The 18,208-nt window shown below is 60.5% G+C and carries 17 protein-coding genes; all 17 read right to left on the reverse strand.

Features of this window, described 5'->3' with window-relative positions; all coding sequences use genetic code 11:
* Positions 1–3: 3 nt before the first annotated feature.
* The 17 genes from HEP89_RS26065 to HEP89_RS26145 all read right to left on the reverse strand — a co-directional run bounded on the left by HEP89_RS26065 (position 4) and on the right by HEP89_RS26145 (position 18,153).
* The gene (locus HEP89_RS26065; RefSeq protein WP_168693375.1) at positions 4–1,158 is read right to left on the reverse strand and encodes an acyl-CoA dehydrogenase family protein; all 1,155 of its coding nucleotides are present in this window, start codon (positions 1,156–1,158) and stop codon (positions 4–6) included.
* Positions 1,158–1,958, reverse strand: a complete 801-nt coding sequence (locus HEP89_RS26070) for an enoyl-CoA hydratase family protein (protein WP_168693377.1) — start codon at positions 1,956–1,958, stop codon at positions 1,158–1,160. Before HEP89_RS26070 ends, HEP89_RS26065 begins: the two co-directional genes overlap by 1 nt.
* Positions 1,948–2,430 carry a MarR family transcriptional regulator gene (locus tag HEP89_RS26075; protein WP_168693378.1) on the reverse strand — a complete coding sequence of 161 codons (483 nt, stop codon included), beginning with the start codon at positions 2,428–2,430 and terminating at the stop codon, positions 1,948–1,950. Before HEP89_RS26075 ends, HEP89_RS26070 begins: the two co-directional genes overlap by 11 nt.
* Positions 2,430–3,173, reverse strand: coding sequence for an SDR family oxidoreductase (locus HEP89_RS26080; RefSeq protein WP_168693380.1), 744 nt, complete (start codon positions 3,171–3,173; stop codon positions 2,430–2,432). The genes HEP89_RS26075 and HEP89_RS26080 overlap by 1 nt, the downstream gene beginning before the upstream one ends.
* On the reverse strand, positions 3,170–5,464 hold the full coding sequence (locus HEP89_RS26085; protein WP_168693381.1) for a bifunctional salicylyl-CoA 5-hydroxylase/oxidoreductase: 2,295 nt from the start codon (positions 5,462–5,464) through the stop codon (positions 3,170–3,172). The genes HEP89_RS26080 and HEP89_RS26085 overlap by 4 nt, the downstream gene beginning before the upstream one ends.
* Before the next feature lie 151 nt (positions 5,465–5,615).
* Positions 5,616–6,605: a LacI family DNA-binding transcriptional regulator gene (locus tag HEP89_RS26090; protein ID WP_168693383.1), complete on the reverse strand. Its 990-nt coding sequence runs from the start codon at positions 6,603–6,605 to the stop codon at positions 5,616–5,618.
* 79 nt (positions 6,606–6,684) lie between these two features.
* On the reverse strand, positions 6,685–7,611 hold the full coding sequence (gene rbsK / locus HEP89_RS26095) for a ribokinase (protein ID WP_168693385.1): 927 nt from the start codon (positions 7,609–7,611) through the stop codon (positions 6,685–6,687).
* Positions 7,608–8,018, reverse strand: coding sequence for a D-ribose pyranase (rbsD, locus tag HEP89_RS26100; RefSeq protein WP_168693390.1), 411 nt, complete (start codon positions 8,016–8,018; stop codon positions 7,608–7,610). The genes rbsK and rbsD overlap by 4 nt, the downstream gene beginning before the upstream one ends.
* Positions 8,015–9,013 (reverse strand): ABC transporter permease, encoded by a 999-nt coding sequence (locus tag HEP89_RS26105; protein WP_062489262.1) that lies wholly within the window; start codon positions 9,011–9,013, stop codon positions 8,015–8,017. The genes rbsD and HEP89_RS26105 overlap by 4 nt, the downstream gene beginning before the upstream one ends.
* Complete coding sequence (locus HEP89_RS26110; protein ID WP_168693391.1) at positions 9,010–10,578, reverse strand: sugar ABC transporter ATP-binding protein; 1,569 nt, start codon at positions 10,576–10,578, stop codon at positions 9,010–9,012. Before HEP89_RS26110 ends, HEP89_RS26105 begins: the two co-directional genes overlap by 4 nt.
* Before the next feature lie 77 nt (positions 10,579–10,655).
* Entirely contained in the window at positions 10,656–11,576 is a 921-nt protein-coding gene (locus tag HEP89_RS26115) for a sugar ABC transporter substrate-binding protein (RefSeq protein ID WP_022997667.1), read from the reverse strand.
* 407 nt (positions 11,577–11,983) lie between these two features.
* Positions 11,984–12,373, reverse strand: coding sequence for a GFA family protein (locus HEP89_RS26120; RefSeq protein WP_168693392.1), 390 nt, complete (start codon positions 12,371–12,373; stop codon positions 11,984–11,986).
* 85 nt (positions 12,374–12,458) lie between these two features.
* On the reverse strand, positions 12,459–13,199 hold the full coding sequence (locus HEP89_RS26125) for an SDR family oxidoreductase (RefSeq protein ID WP_022997670.1): 741 nt from the start codon (positions 13,197–13,199) through the stop codon (positions 12,459–12,461).
* 124 nt (positions 13,200–13,323) lie between these two features.
* Positions 13,324–14,778 carry an aldehyde dehydrogenase family protein gene (locus tag HEP89_RS26130; protein ID WP_168693393.1) on the reverse strand — a complete coding sequence of 485 codons (1,455 nt, stop codon included), beginning with the start codon at positions 14,776–14,778 and terminating at the stop codon, positions 13,324–13,326.
* Positions 14,779–14,789: 11 nt separating this feature from the next.
* Positions 14,790–16,379: a dipeptide ABC transporter ATP-binding protein gene (locus tag HEP89_RS26135; RefSeq protein ID WP_168693394.1), complete on the reverse strand. Its 1,590-nt coding sequence runs from the start codon at positions 16,377–16,379 to the stop codon at positions 14,790–14,792.
* Positions 16,376–17,206: an ABC transporter permease gene (locus HEP89_RS26140; RefSeq protein ID WP_168693395.1), complete on the reverse strand. Its 831-nt coding sequence runs from the start codon at positions 17,204–17,206 to the stop codon at positions 16,376–16,378. Before HEP89_RS26140 ends, HEP89_RS26135 begins: the two co-directional genes overlap by 4 nt.
* Positions 17,206–18,153 carry an ABC transporter permease gene (locus HEP89_RS26145; RefSeq protein ID WP_168693396.1) on the reverse strand — a complete coding sequence of 316 codons (948 nt, stop codon included), beginning with the start codon at positions 18,151–18,153 and terminating at the stop codon, positions 17,206–17,208. The genes HEP89_RS26140 and HEP89_RS26145 overlap by 1 nt, the downstream gene beginning before the upstream one ends.
* Between the last annotated feature and the right edge of the window lie 55 nt (positions 18,154–18,208).

The following is an 18,208-nucleotide window of genomic DNA, read 5'->3' on the forward strand; positions in this document are numbered from 1 at the left end:
GGATCAGTCTCCCTGAAAGGCGCCAAGGGTCTGGCGCGCGATGATGATCTTCTGAACGTCCGACGCACCCTCGTAGATGCGCAAGGCACGGATTTCACGATAGAGCTTTTCGACCTGCATGCCCGAGCGAACACCATCGCCACCGTGAAGCTGCACGGCCTTGTCGATGACCTTCTGTGCGTGGTCGGTGGCAAAGAGTTTTGCCATGGCGGCTTCCCGCGTCACGCGGGGGGCGCCGCTGTCCTTGGTCCAGGCGGCACGGTAAATCAGCAGGGCTGCGGCATCGACATCCAGCGCCATGTCCGCGATATGCCCCTGCACCAGCTGCAGGTCGAACAGCGGCGAGCCCTGGATTTCGCGTGTCGTCACCCGTGAAAGCGCTTCATCCAGCGCCCGGCGGGCAAAGCCCAGGGCGGCGGCGGCGACGGTCGAGCGGAAAATGTCCAGGACAGACATCGCAATCCTGAACCCTCCGCCCGGCGTGCCGATCATGTTCTTTTTCGGAATGCGGCAGCCGGTGAAACGCAGTGTGGCAAGCGGATGGGGCGCAATTGTTTCCAGGCGTTCGACAACCTCGAAACCTTCAAGGTCAGGCGTCACGATGAAGGCCGACAAACCCTTTGCGCCGGGTGCTTCGCCGGTTCTTGCAAAAAGCGTGTAGACGTCGGCGATACCACCGTTGGAAATCCAGGTCTTTTCGCCGTCGAGCACATAGGCATCACCATCGTCGGTGGCGGTCATGGTCGAATTGGCAACGTCGGAACCGGACTGAGGTTCGGTCAACGCGAAGGCGGAGATCGCCTTGCCGGTGCGCGTCTGCGGAAGCCACTCGGCTTTCTGCTCGTCCGTTCCGAACAGGGAAATTGCACCGGTTCCGAGGCCTTGCATGGCAAAGGCAAAATCCGCCAGGCCGTCATGACGGGCCAGCGTTTCGCGAATGAGGCAGAGGCTGCGCACATCCAGCTTGCCGTCCGGGGCACCGCTGTGCTGCAGGAAGCCTGCATCGCCGAGCGCTGTCACCAGATGACGGCAGGCTGCGTCCGTGTCCGAATGGTCAACATTAGCCAGATGCGATCCTGCCCAGATCTCCAGTTCTTCAGCGATACGCCAGTGCTTTTCTTCGAAGAACGGCCAGTGGAGGAAAGATTTATCCGACATCAGTCGCCCTCGAACACCGGCTTTTCTTTTTTCACGAAGGCTTCGTAAGCCCGGCGGAAGTCGTTGCCCTGCATACAGATCGCCTGCGCCTGGGCTTCCGCCTCGATGGCCTGATCCAGGCCCATGGACCACTCCTGCGCCAGCATGGTCTTGGTCATGGAGTTGGAGAAGGTCGGTCCGGCAACAATACGGCCGGCCATGTTCATGGCTGCTTCCTCCAGTTCAGCAGCTGGAACCACCGCATTGAAGAACCCCCACGCATGACCTTCCTCGGCCTTCATCGAACGGCCGAGATAAAGCAGCTCCGCCGCACGGCCCTGACCGATGATACGAGGCAGGATCGCGCAAGCCCCCATGTCGCAGCCGGCAAGGCCGACCTTGTTGAACAGGAAGGCAACCTTGGCCTCCGGTGTCGCAACGCGCAGATCGGACGCCATGGCCATGATGGCACCAGCACCGGCGCAAATGCCGTCGACCGCGGATATGATCGGCTTGCCGCAGTTGAGCATGGCTTTCACCAGATCACCGGTCATGCGGGTGAAGGCCAGAAGCTCCTTCATGTTCATCTTCGTCAGCGGACCGATGATATCATGCACGTCGCCACCGGAGCTGAAGTTGCCGCCGTTCGGCAGGATCACCACTGCATGGACATCGTCCGAATAAACGAGATCCCTGAACCAGTCGCGCAGCTCGGCGTAGCTTTCGAACGTCAGCGGGTTCTTGCGTTCAGGGCGGTCGAGCGCGATCCGCGCAATGCCGTTCGCGATCTCACACTTGAAATGCGTCACGTCACTTCGCATTGCCGCTCTCCTCTTGGCTTTGACGTTTCAGGACCAGATCGAGGCGGCTCGAAAGCGCCGCGATATCTTCCGCCGACCAGCCGTCCAGCAGTTCGTCGATCCAGGTTTCGTGATGGGTTGCAAGTTCCTCGAAGGCGGCTTTGCCCTTCGGCGTCAACCGGGCCACCTGGGCTCGCCGGTCACCAGGAACGGCGACACGCAGGGCCAGACCTTCCTCGGTCAGCTTGTCGATAATGCCGGTGACATTGCCGTTCGACACCTTCAGGAACGTGGACAATTCCGACATTTTCAATCCGTCGGGAAATCGGGCGAGCGCCGACATGACGTCGAACCGCGGCAGGGTCGTGCCATGCTGGTCACGCAGGTTCCGGCGGATCTCGGCTTCGATGCCATTGACGGATTTCAACAGCTTCAGCCACAGGCGCAAACGCGTCTTGGACAGGGCTTCCTGTTTTGCTGCGGTTTCCGCCATCACAGCTCTCCTCCCGAAAGTGTCAGCGCGTGACCGTTGATGGACACCGCGCCATCAGAACACAAATAGAGCGCAGCTTCGGCCACTTCCGACACCTGGATGAAGCGTCCCTGTGGATTGTCCGCTTTCAGGCTGTCAGCCGCGGCTTCGCGGCTCATGCCGGTCTTTTCGACAATCGTGTCGATAGAGCGATGCAGCATCGGTGTCTCGATGAAGCCGGGGCAAATCGCATTGACGGTGATGCCGGTTCTGGCCAGTTCCCGCGCCAGCGAGCGCGTCAGCCCGACGACGGCATGTTTGGCGGCGCTATAAGCGCTTACATAGGGATAGCCACGCAGCCCGGCGGTGGAGGCTATCGCGATCATCCTGCCCCAGCCGCTCGCCTTCATGTCCGGCAGGACAGCCTGCCAGACATTCGACACGCCGAAGAGATTGACCGCCAGCATGGCCTGAAAGTCTTCCGCCGTGGTGCGGGTAAAGGGTTTGCTGCTGGCAGCCCCTGCGTTGGCGACCACGACATCAACCGGACCATTGACCGTCCGGGCGGCAGCAACGGCTGCCTGGACGGCCTGCGCATCGGTTACATCACATACCTGGTACGGCAGCTTCTGTTCGGCAAGGCTTGCTTCCGTCCTGCCGAGAATGGTGACCTTTGCGCCTTTTTCAGCGAAGAGGTGGGCACAGGCGGCACCGACGCCACTGCCGCCACCGGTAACAAGGATATGGCGGCAAGCGACACTCATACCTTCAACATCTCCGCTTCCCGATCGGCCAGACGCCACATCTGGTCGCGGCCCGCGAGATATGGCAACGGCCAGTCGGTGGCGTTCCGGTCACCGATCTTGGCAGCTTCATGCAGCGTCCAATACGGATCCGCCAGATGCGGACGGCCGACAGCAACAAGATCCGCCCGGCCTGCCATAAGGATCGAGTTGGCGTGGTCTGCCTCGTAGATGTTGCCGACAGCCATGGTCGGCAGCCCGCCCTCGTTGCGGATACGGTCTGAGAACGGCGTCTGGAACATGCGGCCATAGACCGGACGCGCCTTCGGGGTTGTCTGACCTGCGGAGACGTCGACCAGATCTACGCCGGCATCACGGAAGCGGCGAGCTATCTCGACCGCGTCGTTCGGCGTGATGCCTTCCTCGCCCACCCAGTCGCAGGCAGAAATTCGAACAGACATCGGCTTGTGATCAGGCCAGACAACGCGCATGGCGTTGAAGACCTCCAGCGGCCAGCGCATGCGGTTATCCAATGACCCGCCGTATTCGTCCGTCCGTGCGTTGGACACCGGCGAAATGAAAGACGACAGCAGGTAGCCGTGAGCCGCATGAAGCTCGATCATGTCGAAGCCGGCGCGCTCAGCCATTTCGGCTGCGGCAACGAACTCCGCCTTGATCGCGTCCATCTCGGCAAGTGTGATCTCGCGCGGCACGGCATTGCCGTCGGACCAGGGGATTGCGGACGCGGAAACAAGTTCCCAGTTGCCGTCGTGAAGCGGCTTGTCCATGCCTTCCCAGCCGATCCGCGTGGACCCCTTACGGCCGGAATGGCCGATCTGGCAGCAGATCTTGGCATCGGTTTCGGCATGCACGAAATCGGTCAACCGTTTCCAGGCCGCCTCGTGTTCAGGCGCATAGAGCCCCGGACAGCCTGGCGTGATCCGACCCTCGGCACTGACGCAAGTCATCTCGACAAAGACGAGACCTGCCCCGCCCTTGGCACGCTCGGCGTAATGGACCATGTGCCAGTCGGTCGGCGAACCATCAACGGCCTTGTACTGCGCCATCGGCGAGACAACGATGCGGTTCTTCAACTCCATCTCGCGCAGTTTGAACGGCGTGAACATGGGTGCGCGCACGGGAGAATTCGGGGAAACGCCGGCCTGGTTCATGAACCAGCGCTCGGCAGATTCCAGCCATTTCGGATCCCGCAGACGCAGGTTCTCGTGACTTATGCGCTGGGAACGGGTCAGCATGGAATAGTTGAACTGGACCGGATCGAGATGGAGATAACGCTCGACGTGTTCGAACCATTCCAGCGAGTTGCGTGCTGCCGACTGCAGACGCAGCACCTCCAGGCGCCGGTCTTCCTCGTAGCGCTTGAAAGCAGCGGCCATATCCGCTTCGGTGTGCAGGTATTCCGCGAGCGCAATTGCCGATTCAAAGGCAAGCTTGGTGCCGGAACCGATGGAAAAATGCGCCGTTGCGGCAGCATCGCCGAGCAGAACCACATTCTCGTGGCTCCACTTCTCGCACAAGACACGCGGGAAGCGGATCCAGGCAGAGCCCCGGATATGCTTGGCGTTGGTCATCAGCGGATAGCCGCCAAGGTGATCCTTGAAGATTTCCTCGCAGGTCCGGATGCTGTCTTCCTGGCTCATTTCGCCAAAGCCGAAAGCGTCAAAGGTTTCCTGCGTGCACTCCACGATGAAGGTCGCCGTTTCATCGTCGAACTGGTAGGCGTGCGCCCAGACCCAGCCGTGTTCGGTTTCCTCGAAGATGAAGGTGAAGGCATCGGCAAATTTCTGATGCGTGCCGAGCCAGACGAACTGGCACAGGCGCTGATCGATGTCGGGTTTGAACGTGTCCTGATAGAGCGTGCGGGTCTTGGAATTCAGACCGTCGCTGGCCACTACGAGATCGTAGTCCTTGCGATAATCCTCGGCGCTGTCGACTTCGGTTTCGAACTTCAGGTTGATGCCGAGTTCGCGGGCGCGCTCCTGAAGGAGCAGCAGCAATTTCATGCGACCGATGCCGCAGAAACCATGCCCGGTGGAGACGAGACGCTCTCCACGCATATGAAGGGCAATGTCGTCCCAATAAGCGAAATTCTCGCCGATGGCCTTGGCGCTGACGGCGTCGTTCACCGCAAGGTTCTGAAGGGTCTCATCGGAGAGCACCACGCCCCAGCCGAACGTATCGTCGGCGCGGTTGCGCTCGATCACGTCGATCTCGTGGGATGGGTCTCGCAGTTTCATCGAGATGGCGAAATAGAGACCGGCAGGTCCCCCGCCCAGACAAGCAATCCGCATACGAACCTCCCCTGCTGTGGTATGCTCAGCGAACCACAGGGAGATATTTATTTCAAGCCTAAAATTTCAAGCTTGAAATAAATGACGGTATCGATCTGCAAATCGTCTTTTATGTCAGGCTGGATACAGGTACGGAACCGTTCAATGCGTCTCAGGGATTCGGGATATTGCCAGTCGATTCCCGCACCACGATCTCCCCGGCAATCGCTTCGTCGGCCGCAGCCTCCCCGGCAAAGATCCTTTCAACCGCGGACCCGGCCAGCTGTTCAATGGGCTGACGCAAGGTGGTGAGACGCGGGACCACGAGAGCTGCCAGTGCAATATCATCGAAGCCGGTGACGGAAAGATCCGCCGGAATGGCGATCTTCAGATCGCGGGCGCAGCGCAGGACGCCGATGGCCTGCTGGTCACTTGCGGCGGCGATGGCTGTCGGGCGGGTCTCCTCGGAAGCGTCTTTCAGGATTGACCGGCCGATGTCTTCGCCGCTGTCGTAATCGAAATGACCTTCGTGGACAGTAAGCATGATCGGATCTTCCGGCGTTGACAGGGCCTTGATCCGGGCAACAAAGCCCTCCCGCCGCTGGCGGGCCACTTCCATGGATTGCGGGCCGGCGATATAGGCGATGCGGCGATGGCCGAGGCCGACGAGGTGATCGGCGATTTTCGCCGAGCCGTCGAAATGGTCAGTGGCGACCAGCGGATAGGGACCGAAACGGCGGTCGAGCGAAACGATCGGCACGTCGGCCTTGTGTGTCTGGCCACCGTCGGAGGTTGCCACCACGATGACCCCGCACACGGCCCTGTCCAGCAATGCCGCGATCTGGGTCTGTTCGGCTTCCGCGTCGTCATGGGAATTTGCGAGCATCACGGAGTGACCCCGCTTGGCGGCTTCCATTTCGATATTCTTGGCGAGCTGGGAAAAGAAAGGGTTGGTGATATCCGGCACCACGAGGCCGATCACGTCGATGCTGTTGGTACGCAAAGCCCTGGCAGCCAGGTTGGGCTTGTAGTCCAGCTCCTTCATAGCCGCGAGCACACGCTCCTTCAGGGGCTGCTTGACCGACTCGTTTTTGGACAGAACGCGGGAGACAGTACCAACGGACACACCGGCTTTGCGTGCGACGTCTTTGATTGTTGGCATGTTTTGCGTTTCTCCCCGCGCCCCAGGCGATGCCCCCTTGAACCATTCCTCGGTGATCTGATCAAGCAAATGAATGCATTCAGGCAATGCGTTGGGCGGGGAAAGCCTCCATCTCGTCCAGACGTGGCAACGATGTTGCCGCTCCCTTACGGGTTGTTGCCAGGGCCGCCGCCTGCATGGCGAACGAAATTGCATCCTCAATCGAATTGCCCGAGGCAATTCTTGCTGCAAAAGCACCGTTGAAACAGTCACCGGCGGCAACCGTGTCGATGCTGCGAACCCTTGGCGCCGACAAGGCGCCGGTGCTGCCGTCGATTGACCAGGCAACTCCGTCTGCCCCCATGGTGACGACGGCCCCACGCAAGCCCATGCTGCGCAACGCACCAGCCGCCTCGCGTGCATCGGCCAATGTTTGCGGTTCTGTTCCCAACAGGCCTCCTGTCTCACCCGCATTTGGTGTCAGTATGTCGAAGCTGGACAGAACTTCAGCGGGCCAGGCAGGGTTCGGCGCGGGTGCCGGATCCATGATGACCAGCGCACCCGCCTCACGGGCAATCCGCGCAGCGGCCAGCGATGTTTCCAGACTAATCTCGTTCTGCAAAAGCAGCACGCGGCTCTTGCGGAGGATATCTGCATATTTCGAGACATTTTCCGGTGACAGCCTGCCATTTGCACCGGCGGAGAGGCGGATAATGTTCTGCCCGTCAGGGCCGACATCTATGAAGGCAAGACCGGTTGCGGTGTTGGTCATTTCCTCCAGAAGAATCGCAACCCCTTCTGGCCTGAGGGCTGCGGCGGCTTCCGCGCCAAAGCCATCTCTGCCGACGGCACCGATGAAGTTGACACTGGCGCCCATACGGGCGGCAGCGACAGCCTGGTTGGCCCCCTTGCCGCCCAGCGAGGTGACGGTTTCGCGAACGGAAATCGTCTCGCCAATTTTCGGCCAGCGGTCGAGATAGCTGGTGAGGTCGATATTGATGCTGCCGACAACGGTAACGGACGTCAAAACGCAACTCCGCTGATGAGGATGATGTTGGCGTAGGGGGTCACCTCGCCGGTGCGGATCACGGCCCTGGCCGTTTGCGTCCGGTGCTTGAAAGCCTCGTGCGAAAGCCTTGAAACGGTAATCGCCTTACCTGTCTCCTCCGCCCAGGAAGCCACTTCATGCTGCATCAGCGAGGTCAGCTCCGCAGATGCCTCCTCCGCCCAGACCGCACCTTCAATGACAAGTTCGGACTTCAGTGCGGTCAGCAGTTCGCGAAAGCTCGGCACCCCTGCAGTGACGGCAAGGTCGATCACCTTCACGCCTGCCGGGACAGGTAGACCGGCATCGGCAACAACGATTTCGTCCAGGTGCCCGAGAGAAGCAACAAGCGAACTCAGGTGGCGGTTCAAAAGGGCTGTGCGTTTCATTTGGATGCGTACTTTGCACGGTAGTAGTCGAGGATGACGGCAACGATGATGACGACACCGGTGATCATCTGACGCATGAAATCGCTGAGGCCGATCAGGATGAGCCCGTTGGCGAGGACACCAATGATGAAGGCACCCAGCAGCGTCCCGATGACCGATCCACGCCCACCGCTGAGACTGGTGCCGCCGATGATGACGGCAGCAATGGCGTTGAGTTCAAAGCCGATGCCGGCAATCGGGCTGGAGATGTTGAGGCGTGCCATATAGACGACCGCGGCAATCCCAGCGGTCAGACCGCAGATGGTGAAGGCGGCGATCTTGTAGCGAGCCACCGAATGACCGGCCAGCCGGACAGCTTCCTCGTTGTTGCCGATACCGTAGATCAGACGGCCGAAGACCGTGAAGTTCAGCACGAACCAGGCAATGAACACCAGCACAAGCGCCACCAGGAACACGACCGGCACACCGTAGACCATGGCGGACCCGAATTCCTCGAACGCGAAAGGGAAGGAATAGATGGTCTGTGCCTCGGAAACCTGCAGCGCCGCACCGCGGGCAATGTTCAGCATGCCGAGCGTGATGATGAAGGACGGCAGCGACCAGTAGGCACTGATGGCACCGTTGAGAAAGCCGCAGAAGACACCGGTCAAGGTGGCTGCGACCACGGCTAGCGCAATCGCCTCAGCCGGGCCAAAGCCGGGCAAGGTAATCGCCTTGCCGGCAACAACGGCTGCAAAGGCCATCACCGAGCCGACAGACAGATCGATGCCGCCGATCAGGATCACGAAAGTCATGCCGACGGCCAGCACAAGGTTGATGGTGATCTGGGTCAGGATGTTGGTGATGTTGTTGGGTGTCAGAAAGTGCTCGGTGAAGAGCGAGAAAAAGACGATCAGCGCCAGCAGGGCCAGGCCGATGCCTGCGTTGTGCAACACCGTCCGGATGGAGAACTTCGGTGCGGCGGCGGCCGTTTCACTCAAGGTTTCGGTTGTCATTTGTCGTTTTCCCCGGCGCTCGGCGATTGCCCGTAGGCCAGTTTCAGAATGTTTTCTTCAGAGAAATCCGGGCGTTTCACTTCGCCCTGGATCTCATGTTCGGCAAGCACCAGAATGCGATCGGCCAGTGTCATCAGCTCCGGCATTTCCGAAGAGACGACAAGCAAGGCAACCCCTTCTCGGGCCAGGTCTTTCAGAATGGCGTAGATTTCCGCCTTGGCGCCGACGTCCACACCGCGTGTCGGCTCGTCGAGCAGCAACACCTTCGGATTGCGCGCCAGCCATTTGGCCAGAACAACCTTCTGCTGGTTGCCGCCGGAAAGGCTCGAGGCAGGATCCGAGGCCCGTCCGTATTTGAGGGTCAGCCGAGCCGCGCTTGCGATGGCCTGGCGCGTTTCCTCGGCCAGCTTCAAAAGCCCCTTGCGCGAGACCGAGCCCATGTTGGCCAGCGATATGTTGGCAGCAATGGGCATGTCCAGAATGAGGCCTTCGTCCTTGCGATCTTCGGTGACGAAACCGATGCCCGCAGCAATGGCGTCACGCGGCCCCTTGAAGCGCACTTCCACACCATCACGGTAGATCTTGCCGGACTTGAGCGGATCGATCCCGAAGATGCCGCGCAGGATTTCGGTACGCCCTGCCCCGACAAGTCCGGATATCCCGACAATCTCGCCGTAACGCAAATCAAGCGAAACCCCGTTTGTCCCGGGATTTGCAACGGTCAGAAGGTCTTCCAGCCTCAATGCGCTTGCGCCAAGCGCATGGCCATCGGGCTGTTCGTCCTGTTCGGCGGCAAGCTTGCGCCCCACCATCCGCTGCACAACACCTTCCGGAGTGGTCTCGCTGATCAGATCGGTCGCAATGGTCTTGCCGTTTCGAAACACGGTGACACGGTCACAGATGGCAAACACCTCATCGAGGTGGTGCGAGACGAATACCACGGTGACCCCGTCCGCCTTGATACCGGCAACGATGTCAAACAGGCGTCTGGTCTCGCGTTCCGTCAGGGTTGCGGTCGGTTCGTCCAGGATCAGGATCCGGCTTTTCGACTGCAGCGCCCGGGCAATTTCGACCAGCTGGCGATGGGCAATCCCGAGAGAGCGGACTGGAGCGGTGACGTCCACATCCGTCAGTCCGATTGCATCCAGCGCCTTGCGCGCGCGCCGGTTCATTTCCTTGCGGTCCAACAGACCGAGGCTGTTCTTCGGCAGATGTTCTATGGAGATATTTTCGGCGATGGTGAGGTGTTCAAGCAGGTTGAATTCCTGATGAACCACCTGAACGCCATGATCCTTGGCGTCATGCGGGCTCATGGGGCGGTAAGGTTCGCCAGCCAGGGCGATCTGTCCCTCGTCGTAGGGAAACACGCCTGAAAGGATCTTGATGAGGGTGGATTTGCCGGCGCCGTTTTCTCCGACGAGCGCATGAACCTCGCCTTCATCCAGGGAGAAACTGACCCCGTCCAGTGCCTTGACGCCACCGAAATGCTTTTTCAGACCCTCGACCGTCAGGAAAGCACGGTCCGGTGCAGCGGCGGGCGCTGCGGCAAGCGATGCTGCTGCCATGGTGCGTCCAGTCGTTTTTTGATGGATAAACAGCTCCCGCCCTGAAGCTGACCGGGCGGGAGCGTTCTTGAGACTGCTTACTTCGCAGTCACCAATTCGATCGGCGTCTTGACCCAGCCCTGAAGCTGCTCACCGGTCGAAACGACGTCGAGCGCCATGTCGATGGCATTGGCCGCCATGTCGGTGCCGAACTGGTCGACGGTAGCCAGCATCCGACCGTCTTCGATCATCGGGCCGACTGCAGGAATGTTGTCAAAACCGATGACTTCAATGTCGGTGCGGCCGGCGCTTTCCAGTGCCTTTACAACGCCAATCGCCATGGAGTCGTTGGCCGCCATCACGCCCTGAACGTCGGGATGCGCTGTCAGCATTGTGGCGAAGACCTGGTTGGCTTCTTCGGTTTCCCAATGCGCTGTCCGGCTGTCCAGCAGGTCCAGCTTGTACTCGGCAACAGAGTCTTCAAAGCCCAGGCGGCGCTGCGTGGCATTGTCTGCACCCGGGTTGCCCTCGATGATGACAACCTTTGCGCCCTCACCCAGCTTCTTGCCCAGTGCATCACCGGCAAGCTTGGCACCGCCCCGGTTGTCCGGGCCGACGAACGCGAGTTCTACGCCCTGTTGCTTCTTGGCTTCCTCGTCAAGCGCCACATCGAAGTTGACCACGACGATACCGGCTTCCATCGCCTTTTTCAGCGGACGGACCATGGCGCGGCTGTCGGCCGGAGCGACAACGATGGCGTCAACGCCCTGCGTGATGAAGTTTTCGACCGCATTGATCTGGGATTCAAAGTCGGTCTCGTTCTGCATGCCGACGGCCTTGAGCTCATAGTCGCCACGGCGCTTCTGGTGCTCCTCGGCACCAACCATCATGTTCTGAAAGAACTCGTTGGCCAGTGATTTCATGATCAGGCCCACCACCGGCTTGTCGTCGGCAAGAGCGGTTCCACCAAGCAAAGCGAGGCCGGTCGCTGCCGCGGCAGCGATTTTCAATAACTTCATGATTTTCCTCCCAAAAAGGCTGCACCTCTCACGCCATTCCAAGGGCGCTATCAGGCTGCACAATTGAAAGCACGGCCGAATTACAACGTCAATATGAAACGTTTCATTTTTTTGAATGCATTCATTTCATGCGTAGAAATAGCGAGTGATTTCAGGATCTTTCACCTGAATTTAAACGTGAAAAAATTTGCTCGGGAACGTTATGGCGCAGCAAAAAGGGGCCGAATCCAGCCCCCTGACTTCCTGCCTGACTGCATGGGCACAACCGGTTGCAGATGCACAAACCGGATAACAGAGCGCGCAGTCTTACAGGTTTCGAAGCTTCAGCGACCGGAACGCGATGGCGTGATACGCAATGCAGGGCCTACTCGCCATCCACTTGGCACCCGGCCCTGGTTTGAAAGCCTCTACTCCTCGCGGCCCTCGTTTTCCCGATCGCGCTCGTAGTGTCTGGAAATCGGAAATTCCGGCAGCCAGGCTTCGCGGCGGATGGTCCAGAGTTCGTAGGTCGGGGTCATTTGGTCGGGTGCGTCCAGTGCTCCCAGATGCACCTCGGTTTCATCACCCGTTTGCGAAAAAACGGACGACCCGCACCGAGGACAGAAAAACCGCCCCCGATACGCGACCGTTTCTCCTTCGTGGCTTACGGCATCCTGCGGAAAGACAGCAGAGGCGTGGAACAGCGCCCCGTGATGCTTGCGGCAGTCAAGACAATGGCAAAGGCCGACCCGATACGGTTCGCCTTCTGCCACGAACCGGACATTCCCGCACAGGCAGCCACCGGTGTATCGCTTCATGATCTCGTCTTCCTTCGGCCGTCTGGATGTCGCGCAAATCTGTTCGGACCTGTCGATACATGATCCGGCCGAGGCTGATCAATCCTCAGATACAGCGTCCGCCGTCAACTTCCATCGCAACTCCGGTAATCATGCCCGCCTCATCCGAGCATAGGAAACAGGCTGCATTGCCCATGTCTTCCGGTGTCGAAAAACGGCCAATGGGAATGGTGGAGAGGAACTTGGCACGCATTTCCGGCGTGTCTTCACCCATGAAGCTTTTCAAAAGCGGCGTTTCGCCGGCCACCGGGCAAATTGCATTGACCCGCACGCCCGACGGGGCGAGTTCGACCGCCATCGTCTTTGTCGCGGTGATCATCCACCCCTTGGAGGCGTTGTACCAGTTGAGCCTGGGACGCGGGCTGAGGCCTGCTGTGGAAGCAACATTCAGGATCGCCCCCTTGCCGGCTTCCGTCATGGCCGGGACGAAGTGCTTCGCGGTCAGATAGACCGACTTGCAATTGACCGCGAGGACCCGGTCGAACTCTTCTTCCGTGACGTCCTGCATCAGTTTGGGCAGATGCGTGATACCGGCATTGTTGACCAGGATATCGACCCCGCCGAGCAGCGAGGAGGCAACATCGGCCAAGTGGCTGACGCTGTCATTGCTGGAGACATCCGTCTTGATGGCCAGTCCGCCAACTTCCGCGGCAATTTCCTCTGCAAGGTCCAGGTTCAGGTCGGCGACCATGACCTTCGCGCCTTCTGCTGCGAACTTGCGCACGATGCCGGCTCCAAAGCCCGAGGCCCCACCCGTGACAATCGCCTTCTTTCCTTCAAGTCTCATGCAAACCTCCCGATCTTGGTTCCTTGCTCTCCAGCGTCATCCCGGCCGAGCGAAGCGCAAGCCGGGATCGGGGAGCTACATTCAATTGTTCTTTGTACGCGCATCGAATTGAGCGACCGGGCGTTCACCCGTGAAACGCCGCAACGGTCTTCAGCGTGGTGAAGCCGTAAAGCGCCTCGAACCCCTTTTCCCGGCCGTGACCGGACTTGCCCATGCCGCCGAACGGCAGCTCGACACCGCCACCGGCACCGTAGTTGTTGATGAAAACCTGGCCGGTCCGGATCTTTTTGGCGAGCCGCATCTGGCGGGCACCGTCGCGGGTCCATAGGCTCGCGACAAGGCCGTAGTCTGTGCCATTGGCAATCGAGATTGCTTCTTCCTCGTCGTCAAAGGGAATGATCACCTGCACCGGGCCGAAAATCTCGTCCCGTGCCAACACGTGGCCGGGTGAAACGCCGGCAAAAAGGGTCGGGCAGACGTAGTTCCCGCCTTCCGGTGCGTCCTGCAACACACCTTCCGCCACCTTTTGCAGGTCCGCCCCCCGATCCAGAAAACCGGAGACGATGTCTTTCTGCTTGGCCGAGATCAGCGGTCCGACGTCGAGATCGTTCAGTGCAGGCCCGACCGTCAGCGACCCATAGCGAGCCGCCATGCGCTCGGTCACCTGATCGAGAACGGACCTGTGCACCAGAATGCGTGAGGAAGCCGAGCAGGTCTGCCCGGCGTTCTGGATGCCTGCGTTCACCAGGAATGGCAGGGCAGCATCCAGATCGGCATCCTCGAACACAAGCTGAGGCGACTTGCCGCCGAGCTCCAGCGTTACCGGCACGACATTCCGGGCTGCCGCCGTCTGCACCTGAACACCGGTTGCAACCGAACCGGTGAAAGAGATGTGGTGGACACGCGGATGTGCGGTCAAGGCCGCGCCGGCTTCCGACCCGAGACCCGGAACCACGTTCAGCGCACCGTCAGGCAATCCGGCCTGACGGGCGAGATCGGCAAAGGCGAGCGCCGTCAGGCAGGCGTCTTCCGCCGGTTTCAGCACACAGGCATTGCCTGTTGCCAGCGCCGCGCCAACTGAGCGGCCGATGATCTGCATCGGGTAGTTCCAGGGCACGATATGCCCGGTAACGCCATGCGGTTCGCGCAAGGTGTAGACCGTGTACCCATCGAGATAGGGAATTGTCTCGCCATGGAGCTTGTCTGCGGCCCCACCATAAAATTCCAGATATCGGGCAAGAGCGACAGCGTCTGCGCGTGCCTGTTTCAACGGCTTGCCGACATCGATGGATTCGATCCGCGCCAGATGGTCCACCTTTTCCAGCACCAGCTCGCGCAGGCGAAACAGGAACCGGCCGCGCTCGGCGGCGTTGGTCCGCCCCCATTCGCCTGCCATGGCGGCTTCGGCCGCATCGACCGCTGCATCGATATCGGCCGCTCCACCGCGGGCAATCGCACCGATGCGTGCCCCGGTCGAGGGATCGTTGAGCGGCAGTTCTCCGCCTCCTGCCGGATCCACCCATTTTCCGCCGATCAGGCATTTGGCCGGATCGAACCAAAGGTCCAGTTCCTGGGTCATGGGTTCCTCCCCTAAAGGATGCCGGCCGGAAGGACCGGTGCGGCAGCAACAAGTTGTTGTGTATATGGATGGTTCGGCTGGTCGAAGACCGTGTCCGTCGGACCTTGCTCGACGATCTTGCCGGATTTCATCACCAGCACCCGATCCGTTATCGAACGGACCACGCTGAGATCGTGGCTGATGAAGAGGTAGGTCAGGCCAAACCTGTCGGCCAGATCCGCCAGTAGGTCGAGCACCTGGGCGCGAACGGATACATCGAGCGCTGAAACTGCTTCGTCGAGAATGATCAGGTCCGGCTTGATGATGAGCGCACGTGCGATTGCGATGCGCTGACGCTGCCCACCGGAAAACTCGTGAATGTATTTGTGGGCATCCGACGCGCTCAGACCGACGCTTTCAAGAGCTTCGGCAATTGCCGCGTCTCGCTCGGCCCCTTTGGGCGGGTCAGAAAGCAGATGGAAAGGCTCCGTGATCAGCCTGTCCACCCGCCAGCGCGGATTAAAGCTTCCATAGGGGTCCTGAAAGACCACCTGCATGCGCCGGCGCACGATCTGGTTGGCGTGGTGATGGGTGAAGACAGGCAGACCGTCGAACAGAATTTCGCCGCCCTGCACTTCTTCCAGACCCAGGATAGCCCGCGTCAGTGTGGACTTGCCGCAACCCGATTCACCGACAAGACCGAGGCTCTCGCCCTTGCGGATCTCGAAGCTGACACCATCAACAGCACGAAACTGCGTGGTCTTGCCCCACCATCCGTGTGTATGTCCGGTATAATCGCGCACGACATCACGCACCTGCAGCAGGGGCTGCTCCAGCGTTTCGTTGCCGCGTTCGGGCACATGGGCGGAGGCTTCCAGCAGCGCACGCGAATAGGGATGCTGCAGATTGCCGAAGAGCGTCTTGGCCGGACCGCTTTCGACCACCTCGCCCTGCCGCATGATCACCAGATCGTCGGCAAGGTCGGCCACGACCGCGAGGTCGTGGCTGATCAGCATCAGACCCATGCTGTCCTCGGCGACGAGACGCTTCAGAAGTTCCAGGATCTGTGCCTGGGTCGTGACATCCAGTGCAGTGGTCGGTTCGTCGGCAATCAGAAGCTTGGGCTTGAGAGCAATGGCCATGGCGATGACCACTCTCTGGCGCTGACCGCCGGAGAGTTCGTGCGGATACCGGCTTAACGGAAACCGTTCCTGCGGTAGTTCCGCGCGTTGCAGGGCATCCGCTGCGCGGACCATTGCTTCGGCTTTCGAAACGCGCTCGTGGATCAGGATTGTCTCGGCAACCTGGTCGCCGATGGTCTTCAGCGGATTGAGCGCGGTCATCGGCTCCTGGAAGACCATGCCGACGTCCCGCCCGCGCAGGCCACACATTTCGGCTTCGCCAAGCGACAGGATATCCTTGCCCGACAGATTGATCGAACCGGCGCAGGAAGCGCCGCCCGGCAACAGCTGCAGCACGGAAAAGGCCGTGATCGACTTGCCTGATCCACTCTCGCCGATCACCCCGAGAATACGGCCCGGCGCCACTTCCATTGAGACATTCCGGAGGATCTGAAGACCGTGAATGGAAAGCGACAGGTTCCTTATGGTCAGAAGGCTCATGTCCGGGCCCTCCTGAGTTTCGGATCGAGACTGTCCCGCAGGCCATCGCCAAGCAGGTTCAGTCCAAGCACCGTCAGAAGGATGGCAAGGCCCGGAAACAACGCCAGATGAGGCGCGAGCGATATCATCGTCTGGCTGTCTGCCAGCATCCGCCCCCAACTGGCAGTCGGCGGCTGTGCTCCGAGGCCGACATAGCTGAGCCCCGCTTCGGCGAGAATGCCCAGAGAGAACTGAATCGTGCCCTGAACGATCAGGAGATTGGCGACGTTGGGCAGGATGTGTTCCAGCGAAATACGCGCCGAGCCTTTGCCCGCGACCCGCGCCGCCAGAATGTATTCCCGGTTCCAGAGCGACAGCGCGGCGCCGCGCGTCAGGCGGGCGAAGACCGGGATATTGAAGATGCCGATGGCGATGATGGCGTTGAGCGCCGACGCTCCGAAGACGGCAGTGATCATGACCGCGATCAGAAGGCTTGGAAAAGCAAACACAAGGTCATTGGCGCGCATGATGATCTCGTCCATCAGGCCGCCTTTCCTGGCAGCAGCAGCAAGACCGAGCGGCACACCAACAGCCATGCCAATGCCGACGGCCACCAGCGCAACGGCGATGGAGGTGCGCGCGCCGACCATGATCATGCTGAGAATATCCCGCCCGAACTGATCGGTGCCGAAGGGATGCAGCCAGCTTGGCGGCTTCATCCGGTTGGCGATATCCACCACTGTCGTGTCATACGGCACCCAGACGAGGCTGATCAGCGCGGCGGCCGTGAACAGAAGCGTCAGAATGGCGCCCGGAAGCAGGGTGCGGCTGTGGAACAGGAGGCTCATCAACGGCGCCTCCGCAGTCTCGGATCGACCCAGGCGTAGGCCATGTCGACAGTGAAGTTGACGACGATGACCGCAAAGACCAGCAGCATCACGACGCTTTCGACCACGATCAGGTCGCGCGCGCTGATAGACTGAAAGACCAGCCTGCCGAGGCCCGGCAGGAAGAAGACGTTTTCAATGATGATTGCGCCCGCCAGCAGGAAGGAGAATTGCAGCCCGAGGATCGTCAGCACCGGAATAAGGGCGTTGCGCACCGCATGACGCCAGAGTGCCTGTCCCTTGCTGAGACCCTTGGCACGGGCAGTGCGGATGAAGTCCTCTCCCAGCGTGTCCAGCAGGCTGGAGCGCATCACCCGTGTCAGGATGCTCGCCTGCGGCAGGGCCAGGGCGATGGCCGGCAGTGTCAGCGCTTTCATGGCAGCGAAGAATCCCGCGTCCCACCCGGGAAATCCGCCGGCAGAAAACCAGCGCAGATTGATGGCAAAAACCAGCACCATCAGCATCGCGAACCAGAAGTTGGGGATGGCGATGCCGAGCTGTGTCACGCCCATGACAGCGCCATCGGCGTGGGAGCCCCGGCGCGAGGCAGCCCAGATACCGGCCGGAAAGGCGATCAAGGTGCTCAGCACCAGCGCATAGACCGCCAGCGGCAGAGACACCCAAAGCCTGTCGGCGATCATGCCTGCAACGGGCGTGCGATATGTGTAGGACGTGCCGAAATCGCCAACCAGAAGCCCCCCGGCCCAGGTTGCGTAGCGCTCAAAGATACTGCCGCCGAGGCCCAGCTCCTGTCGCAGCGCAGCCAGCGTGTCTTCTTGCGCGTTGAGGCCAAGCATGTAGGACGCCGGATCACCCGGCACCACTTCCAGCGCCAGGAAGATTATCACCGACGCGGCCACGAGGCTGAGCCCCAGGGACAGAAGGCGTTTCAGGAAATATTGCAGCATGAACGCGTCGCGTGCCTATCGGCAGTCAGATACCGGCAAAAGGAAAGGAGTGAAG

It is taken from the genome of Labrenzia sp. 5N (assembly GCF_012395805.1).
Classification (GTDB): domain Bacteria; phylum Pseudomonadota; class Alphaproteobacteria; order Rhizobiales; family Stappiaceae; genus Roseibium; species Roseibium algicola.

What these genes read in the sequence shown, in the direction of transcription:
- HEP89_RS26070 (WP_168693377.1), bottom strand. Translation starts at nt 1,958, where the DNA reads ATGCGAAGTGACGTGACGCATTTCAAGTGTGAGATCGCGAACGGCATT.
- HEP89_RS26075 (WP_168693378.1), bottom strand. Translation starts at nt 2,430, where the DNA reads ATGGCGGAAACCGCAGCAAAACAGGAAGCCCTGTCCAAGACGCGTTTG.
- HEP89_RS26080 (WP_168693380.1), bottom strand. Translation starts at nt 3,173, where the DNA reads ATGAGTGTCGCTTGCCGCCATATCCTTGTTACCGGTGGCGGCAGTGGC.
- HEP89_RS26110 (WP_168693391.1), bottom strand. Translation starts at nt 10,578, where the DNA reads ATGGCAGCAGCATCGCTTGCCGCAGCGCCCGCCGCTGCACCGGACCGT.
- HEP89_RS26105 (WP_062489262.1), bottom strand. Translation starts at nt 9,013, where the DNA reads ATGACAACCGAAACCTTGAGTGAAACGGCCGCCGCCGCACCGAAGTTC.
- HEP89_RS26115 (WP_022997667.1), bottom strand. Translation starts at nt 11,576, where the DNA reads ATGAAGTTATTGAAAATCGCTGCCGCGGCAGCGACCGGCCTCGCTTTG.
- HEP89_RS26085 (WP_168693381.1), bottom strand. Translation starts at nt 5,464, where the DNA reads ATGCGGATTGCTTGTCTGGGCGGGGGACCTGCCGGTCTCTATTTCGCC.
- HEP89_RS26135 (WP_168693394.1), bottom strand. Translation starts at nt 16,379, where the DNA reads ATGAGCCTTCTGACCATAAGGAACCTGTCGCTTTCCATTCACGGTCTT.
- HEP89_RS26145 (WP_168693396.1), bottom strand. Translation starts at nt 18,153, where the DNA reads ATGCTGCAATATTTCCTGAAACGCCTTCTGTCCCTGGGGCTCAGCCTC.
- HEP89_RS26065 (WP_168693375.1), bottom strand. Translation starts at nt 1,158, where the DNA reads ATGTCGGATAAATCTTTCCTCCACTGGCCGTTCTTCGAAGAAAAGCAC.
- HEP89_RS26090 (WP_168693383.1), bottom strand. Translation starts at nt 6,605, where the DNA reads ATGCCAACAATCAAAGACGTCGCACGCAAAGCCGGTGTGTCCGTTGGT.
- HEP89_RS26130 (WP_168693393.1), bottom strand. Translation starts at nt 14,778, where the DNA reads ATGACCCAGGAACTGGACCTTTGGTTCGATCCGGCCAAATGCCTGATC.
- HEP89_RS26140 (WP_168693395.1), bottom strand. Translation starts at nt 17,206, where the DNA reads ATGAGCCTCCTGTTCCACAGCCGCACCCTGCTTCCGGGCGCCATTCTG.
- rbsD (WP_168693390.1), bottom strand. Translation starts at nt 8,018, where the DNA reads ATGAAACGCACAGCCCTTTTGAACCGCCACCTGAGTTCGCTTGTTGCT.
- HEP89_RS26125 (WP_022997670.1), bottom strand. Translation starts at nt 13,199, where the DNA reads ATGAGACTTGAAGGAAAGAAGGCGATTGTCACGGGTGGGGCCTCGGGC.
- HEP89_RS26120 (WP_168693392.1), bottom strand. Translation starts at nt 12,373, where the DNA reads ATGAAGCGATACACCGGTGGCTGCCTGTGCGGGAATGTCCGGTTCGTG.